Below are 23,338 nucleotides of genomic sequence, written 5' to 3' on the forward strand. Positions count from 1 at the left end.
GCCACAATGTGACTTGAGAGAGCGCATATTCTACTGTGAAATAAGGAAATCGGCTAGATGGCAAATACGAAAACTACTGCTGAAATATTCTGTATTTTTAAAATATTGTTTTATTTTCAAGCAGGAAAATTGAATCGGGTAGCGTAGACTAACACAATTTGTTAAATAAAAATCAAAACCGATGAAGAATAATTTTATTTAATAAAATTGTATTATTTTTCAACAACAAGTCTACTTAAAATGCGTACAGCACTTATTCTTGAGCCGCTATAAAAACCTTATTGAGGATAGGTTTAGGCTCAAGCTTCTCGAGATAGACTAAAAACACTCGGGTTCATTTTTCAGCTCGTCTCTGTGTCCTGTCGGTGAGTTGCCATACCGCAATATTTTGTATCCCGCTATCTTCATTCCGGGCTCCAGCGTACGCGTCAAGACTCTGCCTCGCTGTGCTGTATTTTTGGTCCTACCCGGCATAGACAGTCATGTCGCCTGCTTCAATCGACTTCCAATAATATCCGGCAGCCCAGATTATCCTGCTCACCTCTTTTAATATCTGGGCTGTATTTAAAGATACTTGAATCTCATATATATAGGACCCCACCCTAGTTTTTAACAAGGAGTGAGACTTAAAATAAATAGGGTTATTTTATTAAATACATTTTAAAGAGATTAAGCCTGTTTTTATTGACATATTAACCCAGAATATTGATTCAAATATTTCTTAAAACCCTTACTCAAAAGAGTGAAATTAAACGCTAATCAATTGAAAATATAAAGCTTAAATTCAAATTGATTCTCAGCCTCTATTCTTATGTAAAAATTTAGTATATATAGGCAGCATGAGACATGAATTAATGTTAATTTCGTGGCCTATTATGAGAAAAATCACGACTCATAATGCAGAAAAAAGGCAATATTAAAATTTTGTTACTTTTTTATTTCCTGACTACTATCAATCTTTATTCTAATTAAAAACCCTGCAATAAATGGCTGTAATTCCTATAAAAATATACCACTCACAGGTCCACATATTAGAAGATGTCGAAATCGAAAATAGCCTTATATCAGCAAAGAATCTGCATAATTGAGGACTTCATCATTAAATTTGATGATTTTATGTTAACCTCTACGCCAATTGTTGAGGAAATGTCCACATTTAGGACGCATAAACCATCCTCTTTTCTGCTGCAGATATGCATATCAAATTGATATTCAGACACTGGTTTTTTATTTTCTGTAGCTTCACTGCTCTGTCTAATCTAGAGCCTTAATCTGTTGCCAATGATTTAATTTTCAAAAACAAAAGGTGACCCGCTTAAGGAGTATATATGTTTCAATTCACTAGTACAGCAACTGTACTATTGATGGTGCTTTTCTATGGCATCACCTTTCTATTGTCGTTACGCATTAAGCAAAAAAATGAAAATGTCGATGGATATATGGTCTCGAATGGCTCCATCGGCTTTGGAATGTCTGCGGCCAGTATGACCGCCACCTGGATCTGGGCCGCTTCATTTTATGCAGCAGCTTCGTCCGGATATAAATATGGTGTTTCCGGTGCCTTACACTATGGTTTGTGGGGTGCACTGATGATTTTATTTATCTATCCATTCGGCAAACGTTTCCGCGAACTGGCACCCAATGCGCACACTTTGGCAGAAATCATGCATGCGCGGCATGGCAACCAGAGCCAGATGATTCTGGCCGGCTCCAACATTGTCGGGAGCGTGATCAGCCTGATGGTAAACTTTACCGCAGCAGGTGCGCTGGTTGAAATTCTGTCTCCCCTCAGCTTTATCCATGGGGTCTTGATTACCGGATTTGGCGTCCTGTCCTATACTTTATGGTCAGGTTTCCGCTCCTCGGTATTTACCGACTTTGGTCAACTGGTTGCCATGATTGTGGCGGCAGTGATCATTATTCCAACGCTATTTTTTACTCTGGGCGGCCCGTCACTGTTCCAGACCGGCATGCATAATCTGCAACCGGAACAACTGGATTTCTTTTCAAAAACCGCATTTTTAGAACAGGGCGCACCATTTTTTGTGGCGGTACTGGCGTATGCAATTGGTAACCAGACCATTGCTCAACGCATGTTTGCAGTCCGTAAAGACTTGATCAAACCGAGTTTCATTACCGCAACCATTGGTTATGCTGCGATTGTCGTCGGTTTAGGAATGCTCGGATTATTGGCACTATTTGCCGGTATTCAGCCAATTGATGGCAACCTGAACAACCTGATTCCACAAATGGCAGCGACGTATCTGTCTCCATTTATGGTGGCCTTACTCTTTTTCATGGTGATTGGCGCGCTTTCGTCAACGGCGGATTCGGACTTATCTGCCCTGTCTGCCATCGTAATGACCGACATTTATGGCAAACAGATTGCTAAGAATCGTCCTGATCCGAAGAAGATGCTGTTTATTGGCCGGATGACCATGATTGTAGCCACCATGCTCGGTATTTTAATTGCCACGCTTAAATTCGATATTCTGGCGATGCTGATTTTTGTCGGCGCGCTCTGGGGTGCCATTGTATTCCCGGTGATTGCCAGCCTGTACTGGGACAAGGTCAATGCTCGTGCCTTTAACTGGTCTGTCGGTATCGCATTTTTAAGCTTTCTGGTGGTTCGATTTGAATGGCTGCCGATTCAGGGTCTGATCGCACTTGGCTTTGAGCTTATGGCGACCCTCGGTATTGGTGTGGTACTGGGTCTGATGAGCTTTGGCTTCTTTGGCAAGAAAGTTGGCCTGGTGGTCGGCATTCTGGCCAGTATCGGCTTCCTTCCATGGACCATCGGCTTCCTGCGTGATTATGGCACGCTATTGAGTTCTCTGACCGCCTATGGCAGCAGCGCCATTGTCTGTACCGTCCTGACTTTAATGAATAGCAAAGAACGATTTGATTTTAAACAAATCAATAAAATGGTGATTGAGTTTCACCAGGTATCTGAGAAAAGTAAATAAGGAGATTTCAGATGAGTAGTCAATTTATGACCCTATATGTACTTTTTTGGCCATTGGTGGCGACGATGATTCTGTTCGTCATTTGTATGGGAGTCTATAAAGACATCCAGGAAGCCAAGATCAGTGGTGAAGATTTGCTTTAGTACACCACTCCCATGAGACAAAAACAGGTCAATATGACCTGTTTTTTATGGCAACTGTTCAACTGAAATTTCCACAGAGTTTTGTGTGTTCCGACAATTTATGTCGCAGCACCCTAGTGCTGTCGTCACTTTTTTGGCATGATGCACAGAGCAAAGAACTGAATAATGATAAATGACTCAAATGCGTTGGTTAGAACTGCTTTCCACAGTTCGGATTGGTAGTAAAAAGCAAAGTACTGAACTGGCCCGCAGCCCGTTCCATAAAGATTATGACCGGATTATTTTTTCCCAGAGCTTCCGGCAGCTGAACCGTAAAACGCAGGTTCACCCCCTGACCCAGCATGACGGGATTCACACCCGTTTAACCCATTCGCTTGAAGTGTCCTGTATTGGACGCTCGCTGGGAATGCTGGCAGCAGAGAAAATTAAAGACCGGCTGCCACCCTGGATTTCCCCGGCCGATGTCGGTGCCATTATTCAGGCGGCCTGTCTGGCACATGATATTGGTAATCCGCCCTTTGGCCATGCGGGTGAATATGCAATTCGGGAATGGTTTGATGATGTATCGCATACGGACTTTTTAAAAGATTTGAGTGCCGAGCAGGAAGCCGATGTACGCCAGTTTGAGGGCAATGCCCAAGGTCTGCGCTTGCTGACCAAGATTGACTATCATCCCAACGACGGCGGCATGCGCCTGACATATGCCACTTTAGGCGCTTATTTAAAATATCCGTGGCTGTCCAAAACCATTGCATCTCAAGGGGACCGCCCGGCCAGTCAACGAGCCAAATTTGGCTGTTATCAGGCAGAAAAAGACATTTTAAAACAGATCGCAGAAGAGCTTGGACTGATCCAGTTAGACGAGTATCAATACTGCCGTCACCCACTCACCTATCTGCTCGAAGCAGCCGATGACATCTGTTATGCCCTGATTGACCTGGAAGATGGCATCAGCCTGAATATGCTGAGTTATGAGGAAGTAGAGCCGGTATTTTTAAATCTGTTAGGCGACTATGGTGTTCCATCCGAGATAGCCATGGACAATACTACCTGGCAGCAGAAAATTGCCGCCTTGCGCGGCCGCGTGATGAAACGTTTGGTGAATGAAGTGACCACGGCCTTTGCCCGACATCATGACCAGATTTTATCGGGTCAGTTACAGGGTGGGTTATTGCAATATTGCACAGCAGATATTGAAAGCGGGATTGACCGGGCCAAAGAACTGGCGCGTGACAGGATTTTTGAGCATCCGCAAAAAGCAGGACTGGAAATCATTGCTCATCAATGCTTGCAGAATATTCTGGATGCATTTATTCCGCTGACTATACCGCATAAAACGCTGAGCTTTAAGGAACAGCGCCTGATGTCGATTCTGCAACGCTCAGGTGCGAATTTCACAGCCAGCCATTATGAAAATATTATGCAGGTCCTGGATATTATCTCAAAATTTTCTGATCATCAGGCCTATAACCTGTCACAGGAATTACAGGGTAATAAAGTCGGATTATTATAAAATATCCTGCTGTATTAAGTGATTCTGACAGTAAAATCCCCCATTGTGCAGCAGTGGTTTTGCCTTTACTGAAAATGCTGACTACTATGCTACAAACTGAATTTAGTGATGATAAAAGATGATTGGATGCCTAATTGGTGAAGTACTGGCGCTTGAAGCACCGACTGTCCTGTTAAATGTAAATGGCGTGGGTTATGAAATTGATACACCACTTACCACCTTTTGCCAGCTCCAGAAAGGTCAGCACCTTACCCTGTGGACACATCTGGCCGTACGTGAAGATGCGCAGTTACTCTATGGCTTTTTAAATGCCCAGGAAAAAACCATTTTCCGGACCTTATTAAAGGTGAATGGCGTTGGCCCAAAAATGGCACTGGGTATTCTGTCAACGTTAAGTGTAGAAATGCTGATTCACACAGTTGAGAACGAAGATCTCAACACCTTGGTCAAAGTACCGGGGGTGGGCAAAAAAACCGCTGAACGCCTGATGATTGAGCTGCGAGACCGCTTTAAGGCGATGGCCACAGGTACCACACCGGCCAATTCTACTGCCCCCCAGATTCAGTTTATGGGGAATTCTGCAGTGGCCGAAGCCGAAGCGGCCTTACAATCACTCGGTTATAAACCAGCTGAGGCACAGAAACTGGTCAACGCAGCCAAAGGCGAGTTTACTGAAGCCAGCGATATTATCCGTGCGGCTTTAAAATCAATGAATCGCTAATGATTAACGTCAACCACATATGTTAAGCACTTAGTTTTACTACACGTTAGACGACATGGATGTCGTCCGTTAGATTGGGATATAGGGACATATCCTCAATCTAACAAAGGGTTTTGTTACTTTTGCCCTGTCAAAAGTAAAATACCGCCTACGTAATGGCCGTTAAACACAAATCATTATTTGAGGCTGTCCCAACAGCATCAAACAGCTTCAATAAAGAGATGAATTAAATCGATATGCAAGACCGTCTCATCAGTGGTTCTGAAAAACCCGAAGATCATTTTGATCGTGCCATCCGTCCGACCTCCCTCGATGACTACATCGGTCAGCCCGTGGTCCGTGAACAAATGGAAATCTTTATTGGCGCTGCTCGTGGCCGTGAAGAAGCCCTCGACCATACACTTATTTTTGGTCCTCCAGGCCTTGGAAAAACCACACTGGCCAATATTATTGCCCGGGAAATGGGCGGCAACTTAAAATCCACTTCAGGCCCAGTGCTGGAACGTGCAGGCGATCTGGCAGCGATGCTGACCAACCTTGAAGAGGGTGATGTTTTATTTATTGATGAAATTCACCGCCTTTCCCCAGTAATTGAAGAAATTCTATACCCAGCGATGGAGGACTATCAGCTAGACATCATGATTGGTGAAGGTCCGGCTGCCCGTTCAATCAAACTGGATTTACCTCCATTTACACTAGTGGCGGCAACCACACGGGCTGGTCTGCTGACCTCTCCCCTACGTGACCGTTTTGGCATTGTGCAGCGTTTAGAGTTCTATTCTGTTGCTGACCTGACCCATATTGTGTCACGTTCAGCCAGCTTAATGGATGTCCCAATGACAGACGATGGTGCAAAAGAAATCGCCCGCCGTGCCCGAGGCACACCACGTATTGCCAACCGTTTACTGCGCCGCGTACGTGACTATGCACAGGTCAAAGGCACTGGTGAAGTCACTCAGGACATGGCACAACGTGCGCTGGATATGTTGAATGTCGATAAAGATGGCCTGGATACTTTAGACCGCCGTTACCTGTCGATGTTACTGGAACGTTTTGAGGGTGGCCCTGCGGGTGTTGAAGCCGTGGCAGCGGCCATGGCAGAGGACTCCGGGACTCTGGAAGATGTGATTGAACCTTACTTAATTCAGCAAGGTTATGTCATGCGAACTGCACGTGGACGTATTGCCACCAATATGGCGTATTTGCAATTTGGCATGACTCCACCTGAATCAAAAGATAAATGACGGGAAGGGAGTACATACTCCCTTATGGTTTTCGGTCAATATTGAGCATTTTCATATCATCCTGTCCTTATTGTTAAAGCAGAGAATCCTTAGCGTTTGTCAGTCGTGACTTGGGTAAGAAACCAAGTTATTCATACCGGATAGACCGGGTATATACAGTTATGCTCTGAGTACTGCTAAAACATTTGCCGTCATTAAAATCACTCAGCAGACTCAAATGAGCTAAAAACAGAACAACACAAGCGGATTTCCCCCTATTCAGATATAGGTGAGTCAAGGTACTCACCCTGCTAAGATTGCCTCATAAATAAGCAATTGACTGCGCTCTACAGACGCAATAACGTGCCGACTCAGATTTGACATCTTGTGCCATTGGTCTCAAGGCTCACAATGCTAAACTTTGACGCGCTAATTTGCTTGGCTTCAGGAAGGAATAGAGTAGATTTCAAACCTTGCCCTCCCTTCTAAAACAAGCAAATATTTCGTAAAACCTGCATGGAACAAAACTATGGCGAATCACTTTGAATTCAATATCCGCGTCTATATTGAAGATACTGATGCGGGTGGCATTGTCTATCACGCCAACCATATTCGCTATATGGAACGTACCCGTACCGAATGGTTACGTGCGGCTGGCGTCAGTCATTACTGGCATCAGTCCGACTATAACTTTGTTGTGCACAAAATTAGCGTGAAGTATATGCGTCCAATTTTAATGGATGATTTAATTACTGTTACTGCACGTGTCATTTCATGTAAAGCTTCATCATTTGTATTGCAACAAAATATTTATCGTGGTGAAATCATGCTTGCATCTGGCGAGGTAGAGTTGGCATGTATTAGTGCAGAAATGAAACCGCGTCGACTTCCAGATGAAATACGCGAACTGATTCGAAAAGAATTGGAACAAGACTAAAAAAATTAATTGGCACACGTAACAACTATGGCAACTCAGTTAGAATCATCTCTTCAAATTTCAGATCTTATTTTACAAGCAAGCCCTGTCGTACAACTGGTGATGCTTTCTTTGCTGTTAGCCTCATTGTACAGCTGGTATCTGATTGCCAAGTTATATATGAGCTATAAAAAGGCTCAGGCTGAAGACCAGCATTTCCAGAAAATTTTCTGGTCAGGTGCCGAACTGAAAACCTTGTATAACAATGCCCAGCTGAATTCTAAACGTACCGGTCTTGAAGATATTTTCTATCAAGGTCTGGGTGAGTTCCTGAAACTGAAAAAGCGTCATGCGCCGACTACCCAGTCCATTGAAGGCACAGAGCGTATTCTGCGTGTCGGCCTCAGTCGTGATCAGGGACAACTTGAACAGGGACTGGGAGCTTTGGCCAGCATTGGCTCAGTTGCACCCTATGTCGGTCTTTTTGGTACGGTCTGGGGCATCATGAATGCCTTTATTGGCTTGGCTGATGTCGAGCAGGTAACGCTGGCGACCGTTGCACCAGGCATTGCAGAAGCGCTGATTGCTACAGCCATTGGCCTGTTTGCAGCAATTCCAGCTGTATTGGCTTTTAACCATTTCACCGCTAAAGGCGAAACCCTGTACTCAGATCGTGCCCTGTTTGCTGAAGAAATGGTGGCGCTGCTGCAACGTCAGTCGGTGGGCGTAACACAGGACACGAACTAATGGCTATTCAAGGTGCAGGACGCTTTGCGCGTATTAAAAAACCACTGAAAAGTGACATGAATGTTGTACCTTATATTGATGTCATGCTGGTACTTCTGGTTATTTTCATGGTGACGGCTCCCATGATTACCAGCGGTATTAAAGTTGACTTGCCTCAGGCCAATGGTCTACCCATCGAATCTAAAGATGCACCCACTATTGTCACGCTGAAAGAAGATGGAACCTATTATCTGGACTACAAAAACCAGACCACAGGCCCAGTCACACTAGCTGAGTTGAGCCAGACTTTGGTGGAAGCGCAGACCGAGGCTGAGAAGAATAACAAGCTGCTGAATGTCGTGATCAACGGTCATACCACCCGTCCTTATGGCGATGTCATGGCGCTGATGTCGAGCCTGCAAGATGCCGGTCTGTCCCAAGTCGGTTTACTGACCAAACCATTAGAATAAAGTATGAAAAATTATCAGAAACCACCCTTTCAGCAAAAAGCAGTGGCGATTGGATTTACCTTGGGAATCCACGCTGTTGCTTTGGTGGGCCTACTTTTTCTGGGCATGAGTAAGCCACCCGAACCACCAAAACAGATCAAAACGGTCCTGATCAAACCTGAGGACTTAAAACCGCTGACTCACGAAAAAACCGAGTTTGAAGAAACAGCCCATGAAAATGTGACAGAAGAAATTACCCAAACAGCTGAACCGAGCGTAGAGCCTGCCCCGGTGGCTCCAACAGCAGCTGCACCAACCCCTCCGGCACTGCAACCTGCACCATCACCACCACAGATCGATATTCAAAAAGCCCAGCAAGAAGCGAAAGCAGCAGAGCTTGCTCAAGCCAAGGCCGCCCAGCAAGCAGCTGAAGCTGCAAAACGCGCGAAAGCAGCCGAACAGGCTAAAGAGGCAGCTGCTAAAGCCAAAGCTGAGTCAGCGCAGAAATCCAAAGCTGAAGCCGACGCTGCTCGTAAGGCCGAGCTTGACGCACAGCGTAAGGCCGATGCTGTACAAAAAGCCAAATTAGAAGCTCAGAAAAAAGCAGATTTGGCCGCCAAACAAAAAGCCGATGCTGCAAAGGCGAAAGCTGACGCGGATGCAAAACGTAAGGCAGATGCCGATGCAAAAGCAAAAGCCGATGCGGCAGCTAAAGCCAAAGCCGATACTGCTGCAAAGGCGAAAGCCGAAGCGGAGGCAAAACGTAAGGCAGATACTACTGCAAAGGCGAAAGCCGAAGCGGATGCCAAACGTAAGGCGGATGCCGATGCAAAAGCCAGAGCTGACGCGGATGCAAAACGTAAAGCAGATGTCGATGCAAAAGCCAAAGCTGAGGCAGATGCAAAACGTAAAGCGGATGCCGATGCGAAAGCCAAAGCTGAGGCAGATGCCAAGGCTTCAGCAGCCAAACAGGCGGCTGAAGAAGCTGCTCAGAAAAAAGCAGAATCAAAACGGATTGCGTCTACTGCAAAACGTGATTTCGAAAATAAAATTAAACGTGCTTGGGATACCCCAGTGGGATCATCAGGTCAGCGTGCTACTGCTCGTGTGACCTTAAATGATAATGGTGGTGTGGTTTCTGTCATCGTAAACTCAAGTGATGCAGACATGAAAGCCAGCGTAGAAGCTGCAGTTCGTGCTGCTGCGCCCTATCCGATGCCTTCAGATCCAGATGCACGCCGAGAAGCACGAAGTTTTACCTCAACCTTCACAGCCCAATAAATAAAAAATCCAGCCATCTTCCAGAACAGGTGTGATGGCTGGATTTTTAAGTTAGACTTTAATTAAAATAGACTGAAAAATATTCGCTTTTCACAGTCGCATAACAGTTTGGTGATAAATTCATGGTTTTATTCACATAAATCCATGCGATGATGTAGCCCGATCACCTTAGAATAACGCCGTTGATTTGAGTAAATAACGAATGATGGAAAAGACTCGCAAACACCTACTCTGCCTTGCCCTTATGACCGCCCTTGGTGCAGTGACGGCGACCCAGTCACAGGCCCAGCTGCATCTGGAAATTACCAAAGCCCCCGAAGCAGCGCCTAAAATTGCCATCGTGCCTTTTAGTCAAGACCAGAGTATTTATCCGATTGTAGAAAATGACCTGAATCGTTCTGGAAAATTTACCAGTGCTTCAAAAAACCTGCCTGCGACAGCGACCATCAACACCCCTAATGCAGAAGCTTGGGCATCTGCTGGCGTACCTTATGTTGTAACGGGTTCATCTAAAACCAACCCTGATGGTTCGTTTAGCATCCAGTATCAACTCTATGATGTTGAAAAAAGACAATATTTAATCAATGAATTACTGACTGTTCCCGCCTCGCGTACTCGCCAGGCAGCGCATATGATCAGTGATGCAATTTATCAGGCATTAACAGGAATTGCAGGCGACTTTAGCGGCCGTATTGCTTATGTGCTGCGTAACCCGGCCACGCCGGAACAGCGTTATACCCTGCAAATTGCCGATACCGACGGTGAACAGCCAAAGACCATCTTGACCTCACGCGATCCGATTTTGTCACCGGCCTGGACACCGGACGCGAAAAAAATTGCTTATGTGTCTTTTGAGACCAAGCGCCCTGCTATTTATGTACAGGAACTGGCTACAGGTCAACGTGAAAAACTGGCCAGCTTCCGTGGCTTAAACGGCGCGCCAAGTTTCTCGCCAGATGGCAAAACTATGCTGTTTACTGCCTCCATGCACGGTAATCCGGAAATCTATCAGATGAGTCTGGAAACACGCCAGTTACAGCGTATGACCAATGATAGCTCAATTGATACCGAAGCCCGTTATGCACCAGATGGCAAATCCTTTATCTTTACATCAGACCGTGGGGGTTCTCCGCAGATCTACCGTTACGATCTGGTCAACCAGACCACCAAACGCTTAACCTTTCGGGGTGCCTTTAATGCTCGCGCAACTTTAAGTGCAGATGGGAAAAAGCTTGCCTTGGTACATCGCCCAAGCGGCAGTAATTATAAAGTAGCGGTACAGGATATAAACTCTGGTGTAACCAATATTCTGACTCCAACCAGTCTGGATGAATCGCCAAGCTTCTCGCCAAATGGGCAGATGGTGGTTTATGCCACACGCGAAGGCGCACGTGGTCTGCTGTCAATCATGACCTTGGATGGCCGCTTTCGTATGAATTTACCAAGTGAAACCGGTGAAGTCCGTGAACCGGCTTGGGCACCCAAATAACCGTTTAATATTTAAAAATGCTTTACCCCATAATCAACCTTCATGGAGATGAAGATGAACAAAGTAAAATTATTTGCGCTTCCTTTACTTGCAGCAGCCGTAGTGATGACGGGTTGTGCAAGCCGCAAGCCTGCCGCTGAAGTACAGACCAGCAACCTGGATACTAGCGGTAGCACGACCGTCAATACTCAAGGCTTGAGTGAAGATGCAGCATTAGGTGCACAAAACATGGCTGGCGCATCATCCAAAGGGGTGACGGCTGAGAATAAGGCTTATCTTGCAAAGCGCGTTGTACACTTTAACTATGACAGTAGCGAACTCAGCAATGACGACATTCGCACGCTTCAGGCCCATGCCCAGTTCCTGATGGCCAATGCTAACTCCCGTGTAGCTTTAACCGGTCACACAGATGAGCGCGGTACACGTGAATACAACATGGCACTGGGTGAACGCCGTGCTAAAGCGGTTGAAAGCTTCCTGATCACCACTGGTGTCAATACCAATCAACTGGAAGCGGTCAGCTATGGTAAAGAAATGCCGGTGAATCCAGGCCATGATGAAAGCGCATGGAAAGAAAACCGCCGTGTTGAAATCAATTACGAAGCCGTTCCGCCATTGTTGAAATAATCATTACCACACTCTAAGCCCAATAAAAAAGCACTCAATCGAGTGCTTTTTTATTGCATGAAGATTTGAAGATGAGGTCATCCCTGCTCTTCCTCAGCAGGTTGCATCGATTCAATCATGTCATGCTTATTGAATTTTTTATATTCAGGCTTAGCCTCATAATCCTTCCAGGCTTCTTTCATCTTGTCTTCGGAAATCTCATCAAGATTAATTGCCTCTCCTGGCGTCGGAGTCGCATCAAACTTTAATACCGTCATCTCTGTGCTCCTATATACAACTTTTTCCTTTGCCTTCAACATAGCACTTTCCAGCAGAGTTGCAAGGGCAAAATCACAACAAATAGCCCAGTTTAATTGTTCTTTTCAAGCGTTCTCATCTAAAATGTAGCCGCATATCGTTTTGATCATTTTTTCCTGATTTAAGTCTTGGAGCTTTTCTCTTATGTCATACCGCACCTTATCCCAGTTTTTACAACAACAAAGCGGGAACCTCACACCTGAACTTGCACAAGTAATTGAAACAATTGGGAATACATGTAAGCGTATTGATCAACTTCTGCAAAAAGGTGCTTTAGCAGGTATATTGGGAAGCGCCCAGCTTGAAAACGTTCAAGGCGAAGAGCAAAAGAAACTGGATGTCATTTCCAATGATTATCTGATTGATGCTTTGCAACAGCACCCGCATGTCGGCGGTCTGGCCTCGGAAGAACTGGATACCTTTACGCCTGCACAAGAAAATGGTCAATACCTGGTCTTGTTCGATCCACTCGATGGTTCAAGCAATATCGACATCAATATGTGTGTAGGTACTATTTTCTCGGTTCTGCCTGCAAAAAATGCTGTAACTCAGGCGGAAGATTTCATGCAGGCTGGTGTACATCAGGTTGCTGCGGGTTATGTGCTCTATGGTCCATCCACCATGATGGCGCTGACTGTGGGTGCCGGTACCATATTCTTTACTTTTGATCCGGAAAGCCAGGAGTTTTTACTGACTTCTGAAAATATTCAGGTTGCAGCCGATACCCAAGAATATGCAATCAATGCTTCAAATCAGCGTCACTGGGAAAAACCGGTACAACGTTATATTGATGAACTGCTCGCGGGCAAAACTGGCCCACGTGAAAAAGACTTTAATATGCGTTGGGTGGCCTGTATGGTAGGTGATATTCACCGTATTCTATGCCGCAGCGGGATTTTCATGTACCCATACGACCTGAAAGATCCTAAAAAAGCCGGCCGTCTGCGTTTAATGTACGAAGCCAATCCAATGAGCATGTTGATGGAACAAGCAGGCGGTACATCAACAACGGGCCGTGTACGCATTCTCGAAATCGAACCCACAGATTTGCATCAGCGCGTGCCTGTGATTATCGGTTCAAAAAACGAAGTTGAGCTTGTCACCAGCTACCATCATTAATTTTTAAACGGCAGTTGATGATCTGATCGACTGCCGTGGACTTTTCCCTATGCCAACCATCTTCCTTGAATCCAAAGACAATCCTAAAATTAAACACCTGCGTGGTTTAATTGAGCAGAATTCTTATCGTAAAAAACAACGGCAAACCGTGCTTGAAGGCACGCACCTGTGTCTTGCATGGTTACATGAAAATAAAAAAATCAACTCCATTTTCACAACTGAACACGCCTTGGAGCATCCTGATTTCGATACGATTTTAAAAAAATACTCAGGCGTGGTATTCGTGATTGGTGAATCACTTTATAAAGATTTAAGTACCTTAGGTACTTCTCTGGCTTGTCTGGCGATTGTAGATATTCCAAGCTCAAGTCAGACCTTGGACTACACGGCCGACACCCTGATTCTAGAAAATGTGCAGGACCCGGGCAATGTCGGCACCCTGTTACGTTCTGCTGCCGCGGCCGGTATTGATCAGGTAATTTGCACCAAAGGTTCAGCCTCACTCTGGTCACCCCGTGTACTACGTGCAGGTATGGGCGCGCATTTTTCTTTGCAAACTTTTGAAAATATTGCCCTGGAAGAGGTACTGCAAAACTTTAAGATTCCAGTGTATGTCACCAGCTCACATCGTTCTAGCAACCTGTATAGCAAGGATCTGCGTAAAGCCTGTGTCTGGATTCTAGGCAATGAAGGCCAAGGGGTATCAGATTATGCCCTGCAACATGCAGAAGCCGTGGCTATTCCGCAACCGGGTGGACAGGAATCCTTGAATGTTGCGATTGCCGGGTCAATCTGCTTCTTTGAAATGGTCCGTCAACGTATCTAAATGAGTATTTAGGTTACATTGTTTTAATTCCAACCCGTGTATTTGTAAAATAGATTACACTACAAAAATAATAAGTTTTATTGTCAACCAAATCATTAGTCCCAGCGTTATATATATAAAGTTGGGAATAATGGTGGGTGTCGAATGACAGGGTTTTCCATCTCTATGGATTTAGCACCAAAACCGTTACAGTCACAAGAGGCAAGTATTCTAAAGAGTACCGCTGAGTCTCGCTTAAAGAATTTCATGCAGGATGTGACTGGTCGCGCTTTGGTCATGATGGAAAGTGCAACTCAGGATCAGCATGGCATTGCCATGGATCTGGTTCAGGAAGCCTTTATTGCCTTGCATAAATCCTATGCTGAAAAAAGCACTGAAGAATGGTATCCCCTGTTTTATACGATCCTTAACAACAAGTTACAGGATTGGCGCCGGAAAGAAGCGCGTCGGCGCCAGCCATTTTCCTTTTTTAAAAAAGTCAGCCTCGATGACGATGAGATTGAATTCGATCATTTGGTAGATGAATCAACACCATCCCCACTCGAGTTTTTGGATCAGGCGGTTACTGCTGAAGAAATTCAGGAGGCCATTGCCAAGTTACCGTTACGTCAACAACAGGCATTTATGCTTAGAGCTTGGGAAGGCTTTGATACTCATACCACGGCACAAATTATGAACTGCAGTGAAGGAAGTGTAAAAACTCATTATCACCGTGCTATTCAAGGACTGCGTGCCTCTTTAGCACATTTAAATCCATATCTGGGAGGGTCATCCGAATGAAAGAAGATGATTTCTTAAAGCAAGTAACTTCCAAACTTGATGGACTGGCACAACACCATAAAGACAAACCAGTGGTGATGCACCATGTTCTTGAAGAAATTCAGGAATCTAAACATTCACGTTTTGCATTTCTAAAAATGTCTGGTTTTGCTCTGGCAGCCGCAATTGCAGGTGTAATCGTTTTACCGAATATTGCTACCCAGCATGAGCCACAAACCCAAACTGTTTCAGTACCCAAACTCTCTCCACAAATGCTGGAAGATTTAGAAATGCTAATGGTTTTAGGTGAGGACAAGGTTCCCCATGGCAGCTAAAAGATTAGCGATTGCGTTCTGCGCATTTAGCTTTTTACAAACCAGTTTTGCAGGGGTCGAACGTTTCTGGATTTTTTCCAAGGACGCGCATACTCAGGTCAATGATACCTGGGAAGATCTGTCTGATTCTGAACAACTGGCCTTGATTAAACGCTATCAGGCCTTGAAGGAAATTCCGGAACAGCAACAAATTAATTTGCAGCAACGTCTAGACTGGTTTACTCAGCTTCCTGAGACTGAAAAACAGAAAATGCGTGAAACCTGGCAAATGATGAGCAGCCAGGAACGTAAAGAGCTAGGTTTACGGATGCAAAAGGCGAAACCTGAAGAACGTCTGGCCATTCGTGAAGAATATATTCAAAAATATCAGCAATTGACTCAACCCAGCTCTCACTGAAATCTAAAGAATATTAAAAGCCTCCCAATGGAGGCTTTTAAAATATCAGAAGGTTGTGATTATTTTTTCCAGCGGCGATAGCCAACCAAACCAACCAAGCCAAGCAGCCCGAAAATACCGAAAGAGCCGCCGCCACTAGAAGTATTATTGGTGTTCTTCAGCGTATTGCGTAGTAAAATCTCTGCATCAGCAGACATCAGCCCATCGGCATCAAATATATTATATATAATCGTATAGTCTGCCTGACTCAAACTATTTTTCACTTTAAAAGTCAGTTGGCCGCCATAGCATCTCTCACCTTGATAATCACCTGGACAGGGACCTTCACGTTCAGCACTAACACTTACTCCTGCCGGCATTTTAATCCGGATAGGACTTTCTAGCCCGTCGTTATTCCAATAAAAAGCCGGTTTGCTATTAATCGCAGGTCCATCCCCATCATCACTGTCATTTTCCAAAGGATTAACAGTTACGCTAAGATACTTATCAGGATTAATGGCATAGACATCACTCTTGATAATGGGCTGAATATTGGCAAAAGTAACCTTTAAAATTCCCGAGCTACTCGCTCCTGTCTTCTTATCTTTCAAGGTGTATTTACAGAATTCCATATCATTAGCATCAGTTACTTTCCCATCAGTACGATACATGATGATCCGTTGAAGATCCGGCTTCCATTCACACTTTAAATTCGGATCTTCCGGATGGCCTGTTACCGTAAGTGAATCCCCCTCACCTGTTAATCCACCTACGCCCAAAGACTTCACTTCAACATCATAGTTTTGTGCATTAAGCGCTTTAATGATAATTTCTTTGGCTTCCAAGTTTTCCTGTGGCATCGCCAGCTTAAAAGGGTCAATATAAATAGCGCGATATTTTTGGTGCTGCTTGGTATATTTAAGCAGCTCTTCAAACTCTCTTAATTCTTCTTTTAAACCTGGAAGCTCTTCTGGCAAAGTATCCTTGTGATTCAGAATAGATTGAAGATCATCAATATTTTTTTGGTAAGAATTCAATAGCTCTGTTAACGATACATTTTTAAGTCCGACTATATCTGCTGCAGTAAAACGCCGCATTTCAATCGAGCCAATGTCACAGGTATTTCTTGCAGCTGGATTGAAAAGTAAAGTGGCATCAACGACACGCTCAATCCCGCGCTGATCGTTTTCAATACAATTCTTGTCTCCAATATCAACCAGATCTGTATCAGTTTGATTATCAACTGGATAATACATACCTAGATAACGGTTATTGATCGAGGGTTCTATAAAGGGCGTCAACAGCTTTTCAAGCGCTGTATTGGATACATCAATATTGGTTGAGACCTTTTCTTTCTCCAGCTCTGGCAATACACACCTTGATTCCCCAGTTTGCTCTATTGCATTGAAATCTGTCGTGAAAGAAATTTTTGGTGCTGGGGGAGGACTTCCTGCATTCAATGCATATTCACAAGATAAACCTTTATTAAATGCCAAAACATTGTGTTTAAGCGTTTTTACTCCCAAATCATCATAATATAAAACTGATTTTGCTACGTTTTCTACAATTGTATTGTTAGAAGCATTGAGCACTGAGCTACTGGTTAAAGGCCGACTTAAATGATGGACCATACGCAGAATATAGCCTTGGGCACTGGCGGTATTTTGGGCAATGGTTGAATTTTGGATATTTACTTTAGCTGCACCACAAAAATCTAGAATACTCGCTGTATGACTGGAACCATTTTGAATCAGACTGCTTCGGATAATATCCACCCCCGTTTGGGTACTGCCTAAATTTCCACTGCAATCCATGGCCAAGATGCTGCCATACGTATTTGCCACATTGTTGCGAATTAAAGAATCTACTATCTGGATATTTTTTTCATTATTCAAGGCAGTCGCATAAATTGCTCCTCCTTCTGCCTCTGCTTTAGACCCTACAATTTCACTATTAATCACGCCTAAAGGCCCCGCGACATAAAATGTGCCCCCATTGCCCTGATCATAAGAATTTTTCGTCGCATAACCATCCTTTAATATAAGGTTCTGGATATTTAAGCTCACCTGACTTTCTAAGGTGTTAAATAGTCGGGTCTTACTTTGACCAGAAATGGTGGTTTTCAGCGCTTCACGGGTAGGATATAAAAAAGTGATCGGGCTTTTTGTATTATAGCTATAGGGGGATTTACCATAGATCTTCACTGCTGACTCTACAATCAGTTCACGGTCTAGCTTATATTCACCCGCCTCAAGCTGAATGACATCAGCTGCACTCCCATCCAGTCGGAGTGTACGTCCAACATTACACCCCCCATAAGACTTATCCAGCTTTGCAGTTTTAATCGCTTCACGTAAAGAGCAAGCTTTAGAATTTTCCCCATCTTCATCTAACAGTGTGGTGACATAAATAGTTTTATCTTCAGCTGCCATCAAACTCATGGCAGATAAAATCATGACTGCAAGCAATCCTTTTTTATAATTTTTCATGATTGTTCCTTAATCTTTCAGAGAACGTTGTAATCCTATTAATCCCAACAAAGCAATTAGTCCACCAAAACCCCACGCGCCTCCAGAAGTTTTAACTGACTTGTCTTGTATTTCATTTTTAGGCTCTTGCACAATCTGTGTACTCAAAACCAGATAAGGCTTGGATTTATTAAAGCGTGTAGAAGACGTCACGACCTGAATTTCAAAAATATCTGCGCCATGCCAACCAGAGTCCGGGGTATAAGTCACATTCCCTTCAAGATCAATGGTGGTTTTACCTTTTGATTCTGTTTTGGTTTGTACAATTCTCAAACATCCATCTTGCCAGCTTTGTCCTGATGCATGTGGGCCTACCAAAATGCTGCATTGTTCTTTAGGCAAGAGGTCACTATCGCCAAGATAGGGCTGTATTGAAAATTTGGCCACCTCACCTTTCAGCAAATCCTGGCCGACCAGACTCATAGAGGTTGGAACAATCACTTCAATGGCACCGCGGTCACAAAACTGGTTATCCATCAAACGGTTATTAGTCCGCTGGTCAGCTTCTGCACAGCCAATCACTTCACTATCTATCTTATTCGAAGGCAGGCCTTTATTTACGATAGGCGAGTCTTCTACCACCGCATGACTCAACAAAATACGCGGCCGTATATACCCTAAGAACTGGTCTTTTGGTATGCTATAAGGGCATAAAATTGCTGTTGTATTTTCTCTGAAATTTTGACAAACGCCTTCACTCTGATTCATTTTTTCTGCAAATAGATGGGTTCCAGTCCAGATCTGGTTTGGATAACGGGCTTCTCCGGTTCCACAACTCCCTACTAGATTATTTTGAACAGTTGTTTTATCTGTAGCGGTAATCTGACAATCCTGTACACCATTTTTCAAGATAATACTATTGGCTACATAAGCTTTAGCATGCGGCGCTTCCAAACGTAAGGCTGTATCTGCATTATCGACAATGGTCAGGTTATTTAGTCCCATTCCATCCACTACATTAATGAGCACTCCGCTGTTTTTAAGTAGCGTACTGCTGCTCATTTCTGCATTTTTTCGTTCAATAGTTTCAAGATCAGCGACCTGACCAGCTGTATAAATATTGGCACTACTCAGATTTGAGGTTTGATTGTCTCTTAGTACACTTTGCGTGATAAAGAAAAATGGCAACTTTGTATAAAGAATGCCCCCTTGTTGTGCTTTGTTATTCTCAATCAGGCTATTTTTGATAATTACACTGCTCATCAGATTGTCACCAAACTGACCAGCACTATAAATTGCGCCTCCTTTTATAGCCGCGCCTTTAAACAAACGGCTGTGCTCCAGGCTTAATCTACCTTGGTTATAGATCAAGCCCCCTTCCTCAGCACAACTGGCCGCTCCACAGCCTTCTAGGTCTAGCTCTTTTAAAGTAGCAGTAATCCAATTTTCATTGTTAGCAATCCGGAACAGGTTATCTGTACCTTTCATCTGAATACGGGCATTTTCCCTGCCCCGCACCTGCTCGGTAGAGCTCCAGTTTCCATCATTTTCAGCAACGGATCGAATAGTCAGGGATTTTTTAACCGGAATGTGCTTATTCAGGACATAGGTGTTGTTTGCTTTTAATAAAATGGTGGTTGTAGAGTTCTCTCCTCCACATCCCAGGTAGCCTTCTTTGCCTGCCTCTCGGTTAATATATTCAATGGCTTCTCGAAGGGAACATTCCTTGTCGTCTTTTTCAATATCTTCTGTAGTGGTTACAACAATATCTGCACCATATGCCTGCCCTGCTATACATAGCAAAGCCACGCCTATGCCCCTCTTGAGCATAACCTTCTCCTTAGTTTTTTATTTATTTGTTTTTTTTCTAGAGTTGCATAATCCGTGCAACAGCGAATAATTTTGCCTTACTTTGGCATAGACTGAGTAATTACTCAAGATTTTTTATAACTTATCGATATTCGTCAATTAATGCATAAATCTGTCTTAAATTGGCATGACTTACCTTTAACTTTTCTCCTTTTAATAGCTGGATAATCTGCTCCAGGGTCTGCAATAATACCGAGGTTTGATGAGATCCGTAGTTAAGTAAATAATCAAAAATTTGTGGATCGAGATGTATCCCGCGACGATCCAGAACCGAAGAGACCAGTGCATAACGGTCAGCATACAGACTACCATTGGGTACTCGAACACTGACCGCCTGGGTCAGACGAGATTGCAGATCTGGTAGTTCCAGTTTTAATTCAATAGGCGCGAAACGCGATGAAAACACCAGCTGACCGCCCCCTTCATTATTATAATTAATCAAATGAAAAACGGCGCGTTGCCAATGCGGTACGCCACTGATGGCTTCAATATCATCCAGCGCAATCAGATCAAAACGGTCCAGAGAGGTAATGGCTTCAGTGGGTGCATCTAGCAGCTCTAATAAAGAGACTTGAATGGCCGACTTACCGATCTCCAGATAAGAGTCACAAATCGCAGACAGTAAATGGCTTTTACCTGTACCTGCCCCACCATATACATAAAAACGGTTAATTAATCCAGCATGTAACTGTCGAATGGCATCAATGACATGCCCCCAGCCCGGACCCGAAAAATCACTGATTCGGGCATCGAGTTGAGGTTCTATATCTAACTGCAATTGACGCATATAATATTAATGGCCTTATGAGTCTTTATTAAAAGAGGCATCCATCTTACTGGATTTTTCATCAGCCTGCAGTGATTTTGCTTCTGGCTTTTTCATTTCAATATCAACGTCTACGTCTGCAGTCTCAACACTGATCGACCCTGTCGAAGCATCTCTGATCACCCGGGTTTTATAACCATAAAATTCTGTATGTTCATAATACTCCCGTATATGTCGCAATAACACCACAATTACGGCAGCAACCGGCAAGGCGATCAGCATCCCTAGAAAGCCGGCCAGTTGCGCACCTGCCAATACCGCAAACACCACAGCAACTGGCGATAAACCAATTTTATCCCCGAGCAAGAAAGGCTGTAACACATACCCCTCTACGGCCTGCCCCACCATAAACACCACACCGACCAAAACCAGCTGCCACCAGTCAATCCCAAACTGCAAGAAGGTCGCGACCACCGCTGCAATGATCCCGACAGCAAAACCCAGATAAGGAATAATACTGGCCAGACCTGCCACCATGCCAATAATCAGGCCCACTTCAAGTCCAATCAGTTGCAAACCGACTGCATAAACAATTCCTAATAAAACCATGACCAGGAACTGTCCTTTGACAAAAGCCCCCAAAACATTATGGCACTCAGATACGATCTTCAAGGTACTTTTTTCATAAGGACGCGGGATCAAGCGGCGCAAGCTTTCCAGCATACGGTCCCAATCCAGCAGGAAATAGAAGGCAATAATAGGAATCAGAACAATCATCCCGCCAATCTGTAAAAAGTTAATCCCGGATTGAGCCAAACGCAGTACAAAGGCCTGGATACTATCTGCACTATAATGGGTCTGTATATAGTCCATGACCACAGTGGAAATCTGGTTCGTATCGACTTCCATTTCAACCATATTAAAGGTATTCGACAACCAGGGTAAAAAGCTTGAATTGATCCATCCAATTATCGCCGGGATGTTGTCACGTGCATACATCAGCTGCTGCCAGATTAATGGAATCAGATACCAAATGGCCAGGGTCACCAGGATACCAATTCCAATAAACACGATACTGATTGAAAGCCAGCGCGGTAGTCCGGCATCATGAAACTTATCGACCAGCGGACTTAACAGATAAGCTATCAAAAATGCCGCAACAAATGGAATAACAACAGGTTTCAGTAAATACAACATCCACAGCAATAAAGCTATCGCAGCTAGGATAAACACGCGACGCAATGTGCGATCTATCATAAATTTTGACCTTTTCTCTATTAATCATTATAAAAAGTAAAATATTTCCACAAAGATAGCATTTTAAGCCACAAATACCATAAGAGTTTTGCATATTCGGGTTATAATCCCTGCCGCGAATGCGGAGACTTCATTATGAGCAACTCAACTTCTACCCCAAACACTGGTTTAAGCTACAAAGATGCAGGTGTCGATATTGAAGCGGGCGACGCGTTAGTCGACCGAATCAAAACTGTCGCAAAGCGTACTTCCCGTCCTGAAGTGATGGGCGGTCTAGGCGGCTTTGGTGCACTTTGTAAAATCCCTAAAGGTTATGAAGAACCTGTTCTCGTATCTGGCACAGATGGTGTTGGTACAAAATTACGTTTAGCCCTGAACTTGAACCGTCATGACACGATTGGTCAAGATCTGGTGGCCATGTGTGTAAACGATCTTCTGGTATGTGGCGCAGAGCCACTGTTTTTCCTTGATTATTATGCCACTGGCCAGTTGAATGTCGATGTTGCTGCCAATGTCGTCACTGGTATCGGTAAAGGCTGTGAACTTGCCGGCTGTGCATTGGTAGGCGGTGAAACTGCTGAAATGCCAGGCATGTATGAAGGTGAAGATTACGATCTTGCAGGTTTCTGTGTGGGTGTGGTTGAGCAAAGCAAAATTATTGATGGCTCAAAAGTAAAAGCGGGTGATGTATTGATTGGTGTGGCTTCTTCAGGCGCCCATTCAAATGGTTACTCTCTGCTTCGTAAAATTCTTGACGTAAAAAATGTTGATCTGAATCAAATCGTAGATGGCCGTCCACTTGCCGATGTGGCAATGGAACCAACCCGTATCTATGTAAAATCTATTCTTGAACTGTTAAAACACGTTGATGTGCATGCAATGGCACACATTACCGGTGGTGGTTTACCAGGTAACCTGCCACGCGTATTGCCAAATGGTGCACAAGCGGTAGTGAATGAATCGTCATGGGAATGGCCAGAGCTGTTCAAACTGTTACAACACGAAGGTGGTGTAGAACAGTTTGAAATGTACCGCACATTCAACTGTGGTGTTGGTATGGTACTGGTTGTTGATGCAGCTGCTGCAGATCAAACCATAGAGCTTCTAAATAGCTTCGGCGAAAAAGCATGGGCGATGGGTCATATTGTCGAAAATGCTGAGTCTGTTGCAGATGCTGACGAAAAAATTCGTGTAGTTTTCGCTTAAGCCCTA

The 23,338-nt window shown here is 44.2% G+C and carries 22 protein-coding genes; 17 read left to right on the top strand and 5 right to left on the bottom strand.

All coding sequences use genetic code 11. The features are described from left to right. The first annotated feature begins 1,328 nt into the window (after positions 1 to 1,328). The 11 genes from E5Y90_RS09765 (at position 1,329) to pal (ending at position 12,054) form a co-directional block, all read left to right on the top strand. Positions 1,329 to 2,966 (top strand): sodium:solute symporter family transporter, encoded by a 1,638-nt coding sequence (locus E5Y90_RS09765; RefSeq protein ID WP_151205555.1) that lies wholly within the window; start codon positions 1,329 to 1,331, stop codon positions 2,964 to 2,966. Between the two features lie 11 nt (positions 2,967 to 2,977). Further along, on the top strand, positions 2,978 to 3,109 hold the full coding sequence (locus E5Y90_RS17385) for a putative transporter small subunit (protein ID WP_005097597.1): 132 nt from the start codon (positions 2,978 to 2,980) through the stop codon (positions 3,107 to 3,109). Positions 3,110 to 3,281: 172 nt separating this feature from the next. Then, positions 3,282 to 4,622, top strand: a complete 1,341-nt coding sequence (locus E5Y90_RS09770) for a deoxyguanosinetriphosphate triphosphohydrolase (protein ID WP_174660119.1) — start codon at positions 3,282 to 3,284, stop codon at positions 4,620 to 4,622. A gap of 118 nt (positions 4,623 to 4,740) precedes the next feature. Then, complete coding sequence (ruvA, locus tag E5Y90_RS09775) at positions 4,741 to 5,343, top strand: Holliday junction branch migration protein RuvA (RefSeq protein ID WP_174660120.1); 603 nt, start codon at positions 4,741 to 4,743, stop codon at positions 5,341 to 5,343. A 236-nt stretch (positions 5,344 to 5,579) separates the two neighbouring features. Beyond that, positions 5,580 to 6,587: a Holliday junction branch migration DNA helicase RuvB gene (ruvB, locus tag E5Y90_RS09780; protein ID WP_174660121.1), complete on the top strand. Its 1,008-nt coding sequence runs from the start codon at positions 5,580 to 5,582 to the stop codon at positions 6,585 to 6,587. Positions 6,588 to 7,095: 508 nt separating this feature from the next. After that, positions 7,096 to 7,503 carry a tol-pal system-associated acyl-CoA thioesterase gene (gene ybgC, locus E5Y90_RS09785; protein ID WP_151205506.1) on the top strand — a complete coding sequence of 136 codons (408 nt, stop codon included), beginning with the start codon at positions 7,096 to 7,098 and terminating at the stop codon, positions 7,501 to 7,503. A 27-nt stretch (positions 7,504 to 7,530) separates the two neighbouring features. Further along, positions 7,531 to 8,229 (top strand): protein TolQ, encoded by a 699-nt coding sequence (gene tolQ / locus E5Y90_RS09790; RefSeq protein WP_174660122.1) that lies wholly within the window; start codon positions 7,531 to 7,533, stop codon positions 8,227 to 8,229. After that, a complete protein-coding gene (gene tolR, locus E5Y90_RS09795) occupies positions 8,229 to 8,678 on the top strand; it encodes a protein TolR (RefSeq protein WP_151205504.1) in 450 nt (149 codons plus the stop codon). Before tolQ ends, tolR begins: the two co-directional genes overlap by 1 nt. Positions 8,679 to 8,681: 3 nt before the next feature. Further along, positions 8,682 to 9,938 carry a cell envelope integrity protein TolA gene (gene tolA / locus E5Y90_RS09800; protein ID WP_174660123.1) on the top strand — a complete coding sequence of 419 codons (1,257 nt, stop codon included), beginning with the start codon at positions 8,682 to 8,684 and terminating at the stop codon, positions 9,936 to 9,938. Between the two features lie 205 nt (positions 9,939 to 10,143). Then, positions 10,144 to 11,427 carry a Tol-Pal system beta propeller repeat protein TolB gene (gene tolB / locus E5Y90_RS09805; RefSeq protein WP_174660592.1) on the top strand — a complete coding sequence of 428 codons (1,284 nt, stop codon included), beginning with the start codon at positions 10,144 to 10,146 and terminating at the stop codon, positions 11,425 to 11,427. A gap of 54 nt (positions 11,428 to 11,481) precedes the next feature. After that, positions 11,482 to 12,054, top strand: a complete 573-nt coding sequence (pal, locus tag E5Y90_RS09810; RefSeq protein ID WP_174660124.1) for a peptidoglycan-associated lipoprotein Pal — start codon at positions 11,482 to 11,484, stop codon at positions 12,052 to 12,054. Positions 12,055 to 12,131: 77 nt separating this feature from the next. Here pal and E5Y90_RS09815 read toward each other — a convergent pair whose 3' ends face one another. Next, positions 12,132 to 12,311 carry an NF038105 family protein gene (locus E5Y90_RS09815; RefSeq protein WP_151203547.1) on the bottom strand — a complete coding sequence of 60 codons (180 nt, stop codon included), beginning with the start codon at positions 12,309 to 12,311 and terminating at the stop codon, positions 12,132 to 12,134. Positions 12,312 to 12,495: 184 nt separating this feature from the next. Between E5Y90_RS09815 and E5Y90_RS09820 the strand changes: the two genes are divergently transcribed. The 5 genes from E5Y90_RS09820 (at position 12,496) to E5Y90_RS09840 (ending at position 15,787) form a co-directional block, all read left to right on the top strand. Further along, a complete protein-coding gene (locus E5Y90_RS09820) occupies positions 12,496 to 13,470 on the top strand; it encodes a class 1 fructose-bisphosphatase (protein ID WP_174660125.1) in 975 nt (324 codons plus the stop codon). A gap of 49 nt (positions 13,471 to 13,519) precedes the next feature. Continuing rightward, entirely contained in the window at positions 13,520 to 14,296 is a 777-nt protein-coding gene (locus tag E5Y90_RS09825; protein WP_174660126.1) for a TrmH family RNA methyltransferase, read from the top strand. A gap of 165 nt (positions 14,297 to 14,461) precedes the next feature. Further along, complete coding sequence (locus E5Y90_RS09830; RefSeq protein ID WP_151203537.1) at positions 14,462 to 15,076, top strand: RNA polymerase sigma factor; 615 nt, start codon at positions 14,462 to 14,464, stop codon at positions 15,074 to 15,076. Then, positions 15,073 to 15,390, top strand: a complete 318-nt coding sequence (locus E5Y90_RS09835) for a hypothetical protein (RefSeq protein WP_151203535.1) — start codon at positions 15,073 to 15,075, stop codon at positions 15,388 to 15,390. Before E5Y90_RS09830 ends, E5Y90_RS09835 begins: the two co-directional genes overlap by 4 nt. Beyond that, the gene (locus E5Y90_RS09840) at positions 15,380 to 15,787 is read left to right on the top strand and encodes a DUF3106 domain-containing protein (protein WP_151203533.1); all 408 of its coding nucleotides are present in this window, start codon (positions 15,380 to 15,382) and stop codon (positions 15,785 to 15,787) included. The genes E5Y90_RS09835 and E5Y90_RS09840 overlap by 11 nt, the downstream gene beginning before the upstream one ends. A 59-nt stretch (positions 15,788 to 15,846) precedes the next feature. On the opposite strand, the gene E5Y90_RS09845 is transcribed toward E5Y90_RS09840, so the two are convergent. The 4 genes from E5Y90_RS09845 to cxpE all read right to left on the bottom strand — a co-directional run bounded on the left by E5Y90_RS09845 (position 15,847) and on the right by cxpE (position 22,126). Next, complete coding sequence (locus E5Y90_RS09845; protein WP_174660127.1) at positions 15,847 to 18,255, bottom strand: CSLREA domain-containing protein; 2,409 nt, start codon at positions 18,253 to 18,255, stop codon at positions 15,847 to 15,849. A 9-nt stretch (positions 18,256 to 18,264) separates the two neighbouring features. Further along, a complete protein-coding gene (gene rbtA / locus E5Y90_RS09850; RefSeq protein ID WP_174660128.1) occupies positions 18,265 to 20,064 on the bottom strand; it encodes a rhombotarget A in 1,800 nt (599 codons plus the stop codon). A 121-nt stretch (positions 20,065 to 20,185) separates the two neighbouring features. Then, a complete protein-coding gene (hda, locus tag E5Y90_RS09855; RefSeq protein WP_151205901.1) occupies positions 20,186 to 20,890 on the bottom strand; it encodes a DnaA regulatory inactivator Hda in 705 nt (234 codons plus the stop codon). A gap of 15 nt (positions 20,891 to 20,905) precedes the next feature. Then, entirely contained in the window at positions 20,906 to 22,126 is a 1,221-nt protein-coding gene (gene cxpE / locus E5Y90_RS09860; protein WP_174660129.1) for a chloramphenicol efflux transporter CxpE, read from the bottom strand. Between the two features lie 135 nt (positions 22,127 to 22,261). Between cxpE and purM the strand changes: the two genes are divergently transcribed. Next, positions 22,262 to 23,332 carry a phosphoribosylformylglycinamidine cyclo-ligase gene (purM, locus tag E5Y90_RS09865; protein ID WP_174660130.1) on the top strand — a complete coding sequence of 357 codons (1,071 nt, stop codon included), beginning with the start codon at positions 22,262 to 22,264 and terminating at the stop codon, positions 23,330 to 23,332. Positions 23,333 to 23,338 lie beyond the last annotated feature (6 nt).

This window comes from Acinetobacter sp. 10FS3-1 (assembly GCF_013343215.1).
GTDB lineage: Bacteria > Pseudomonadota > Gammaproteobacteria > Pseudomonadales > Moraxellaceae > Acinetobacter > Acinetobacter lwoffii_C.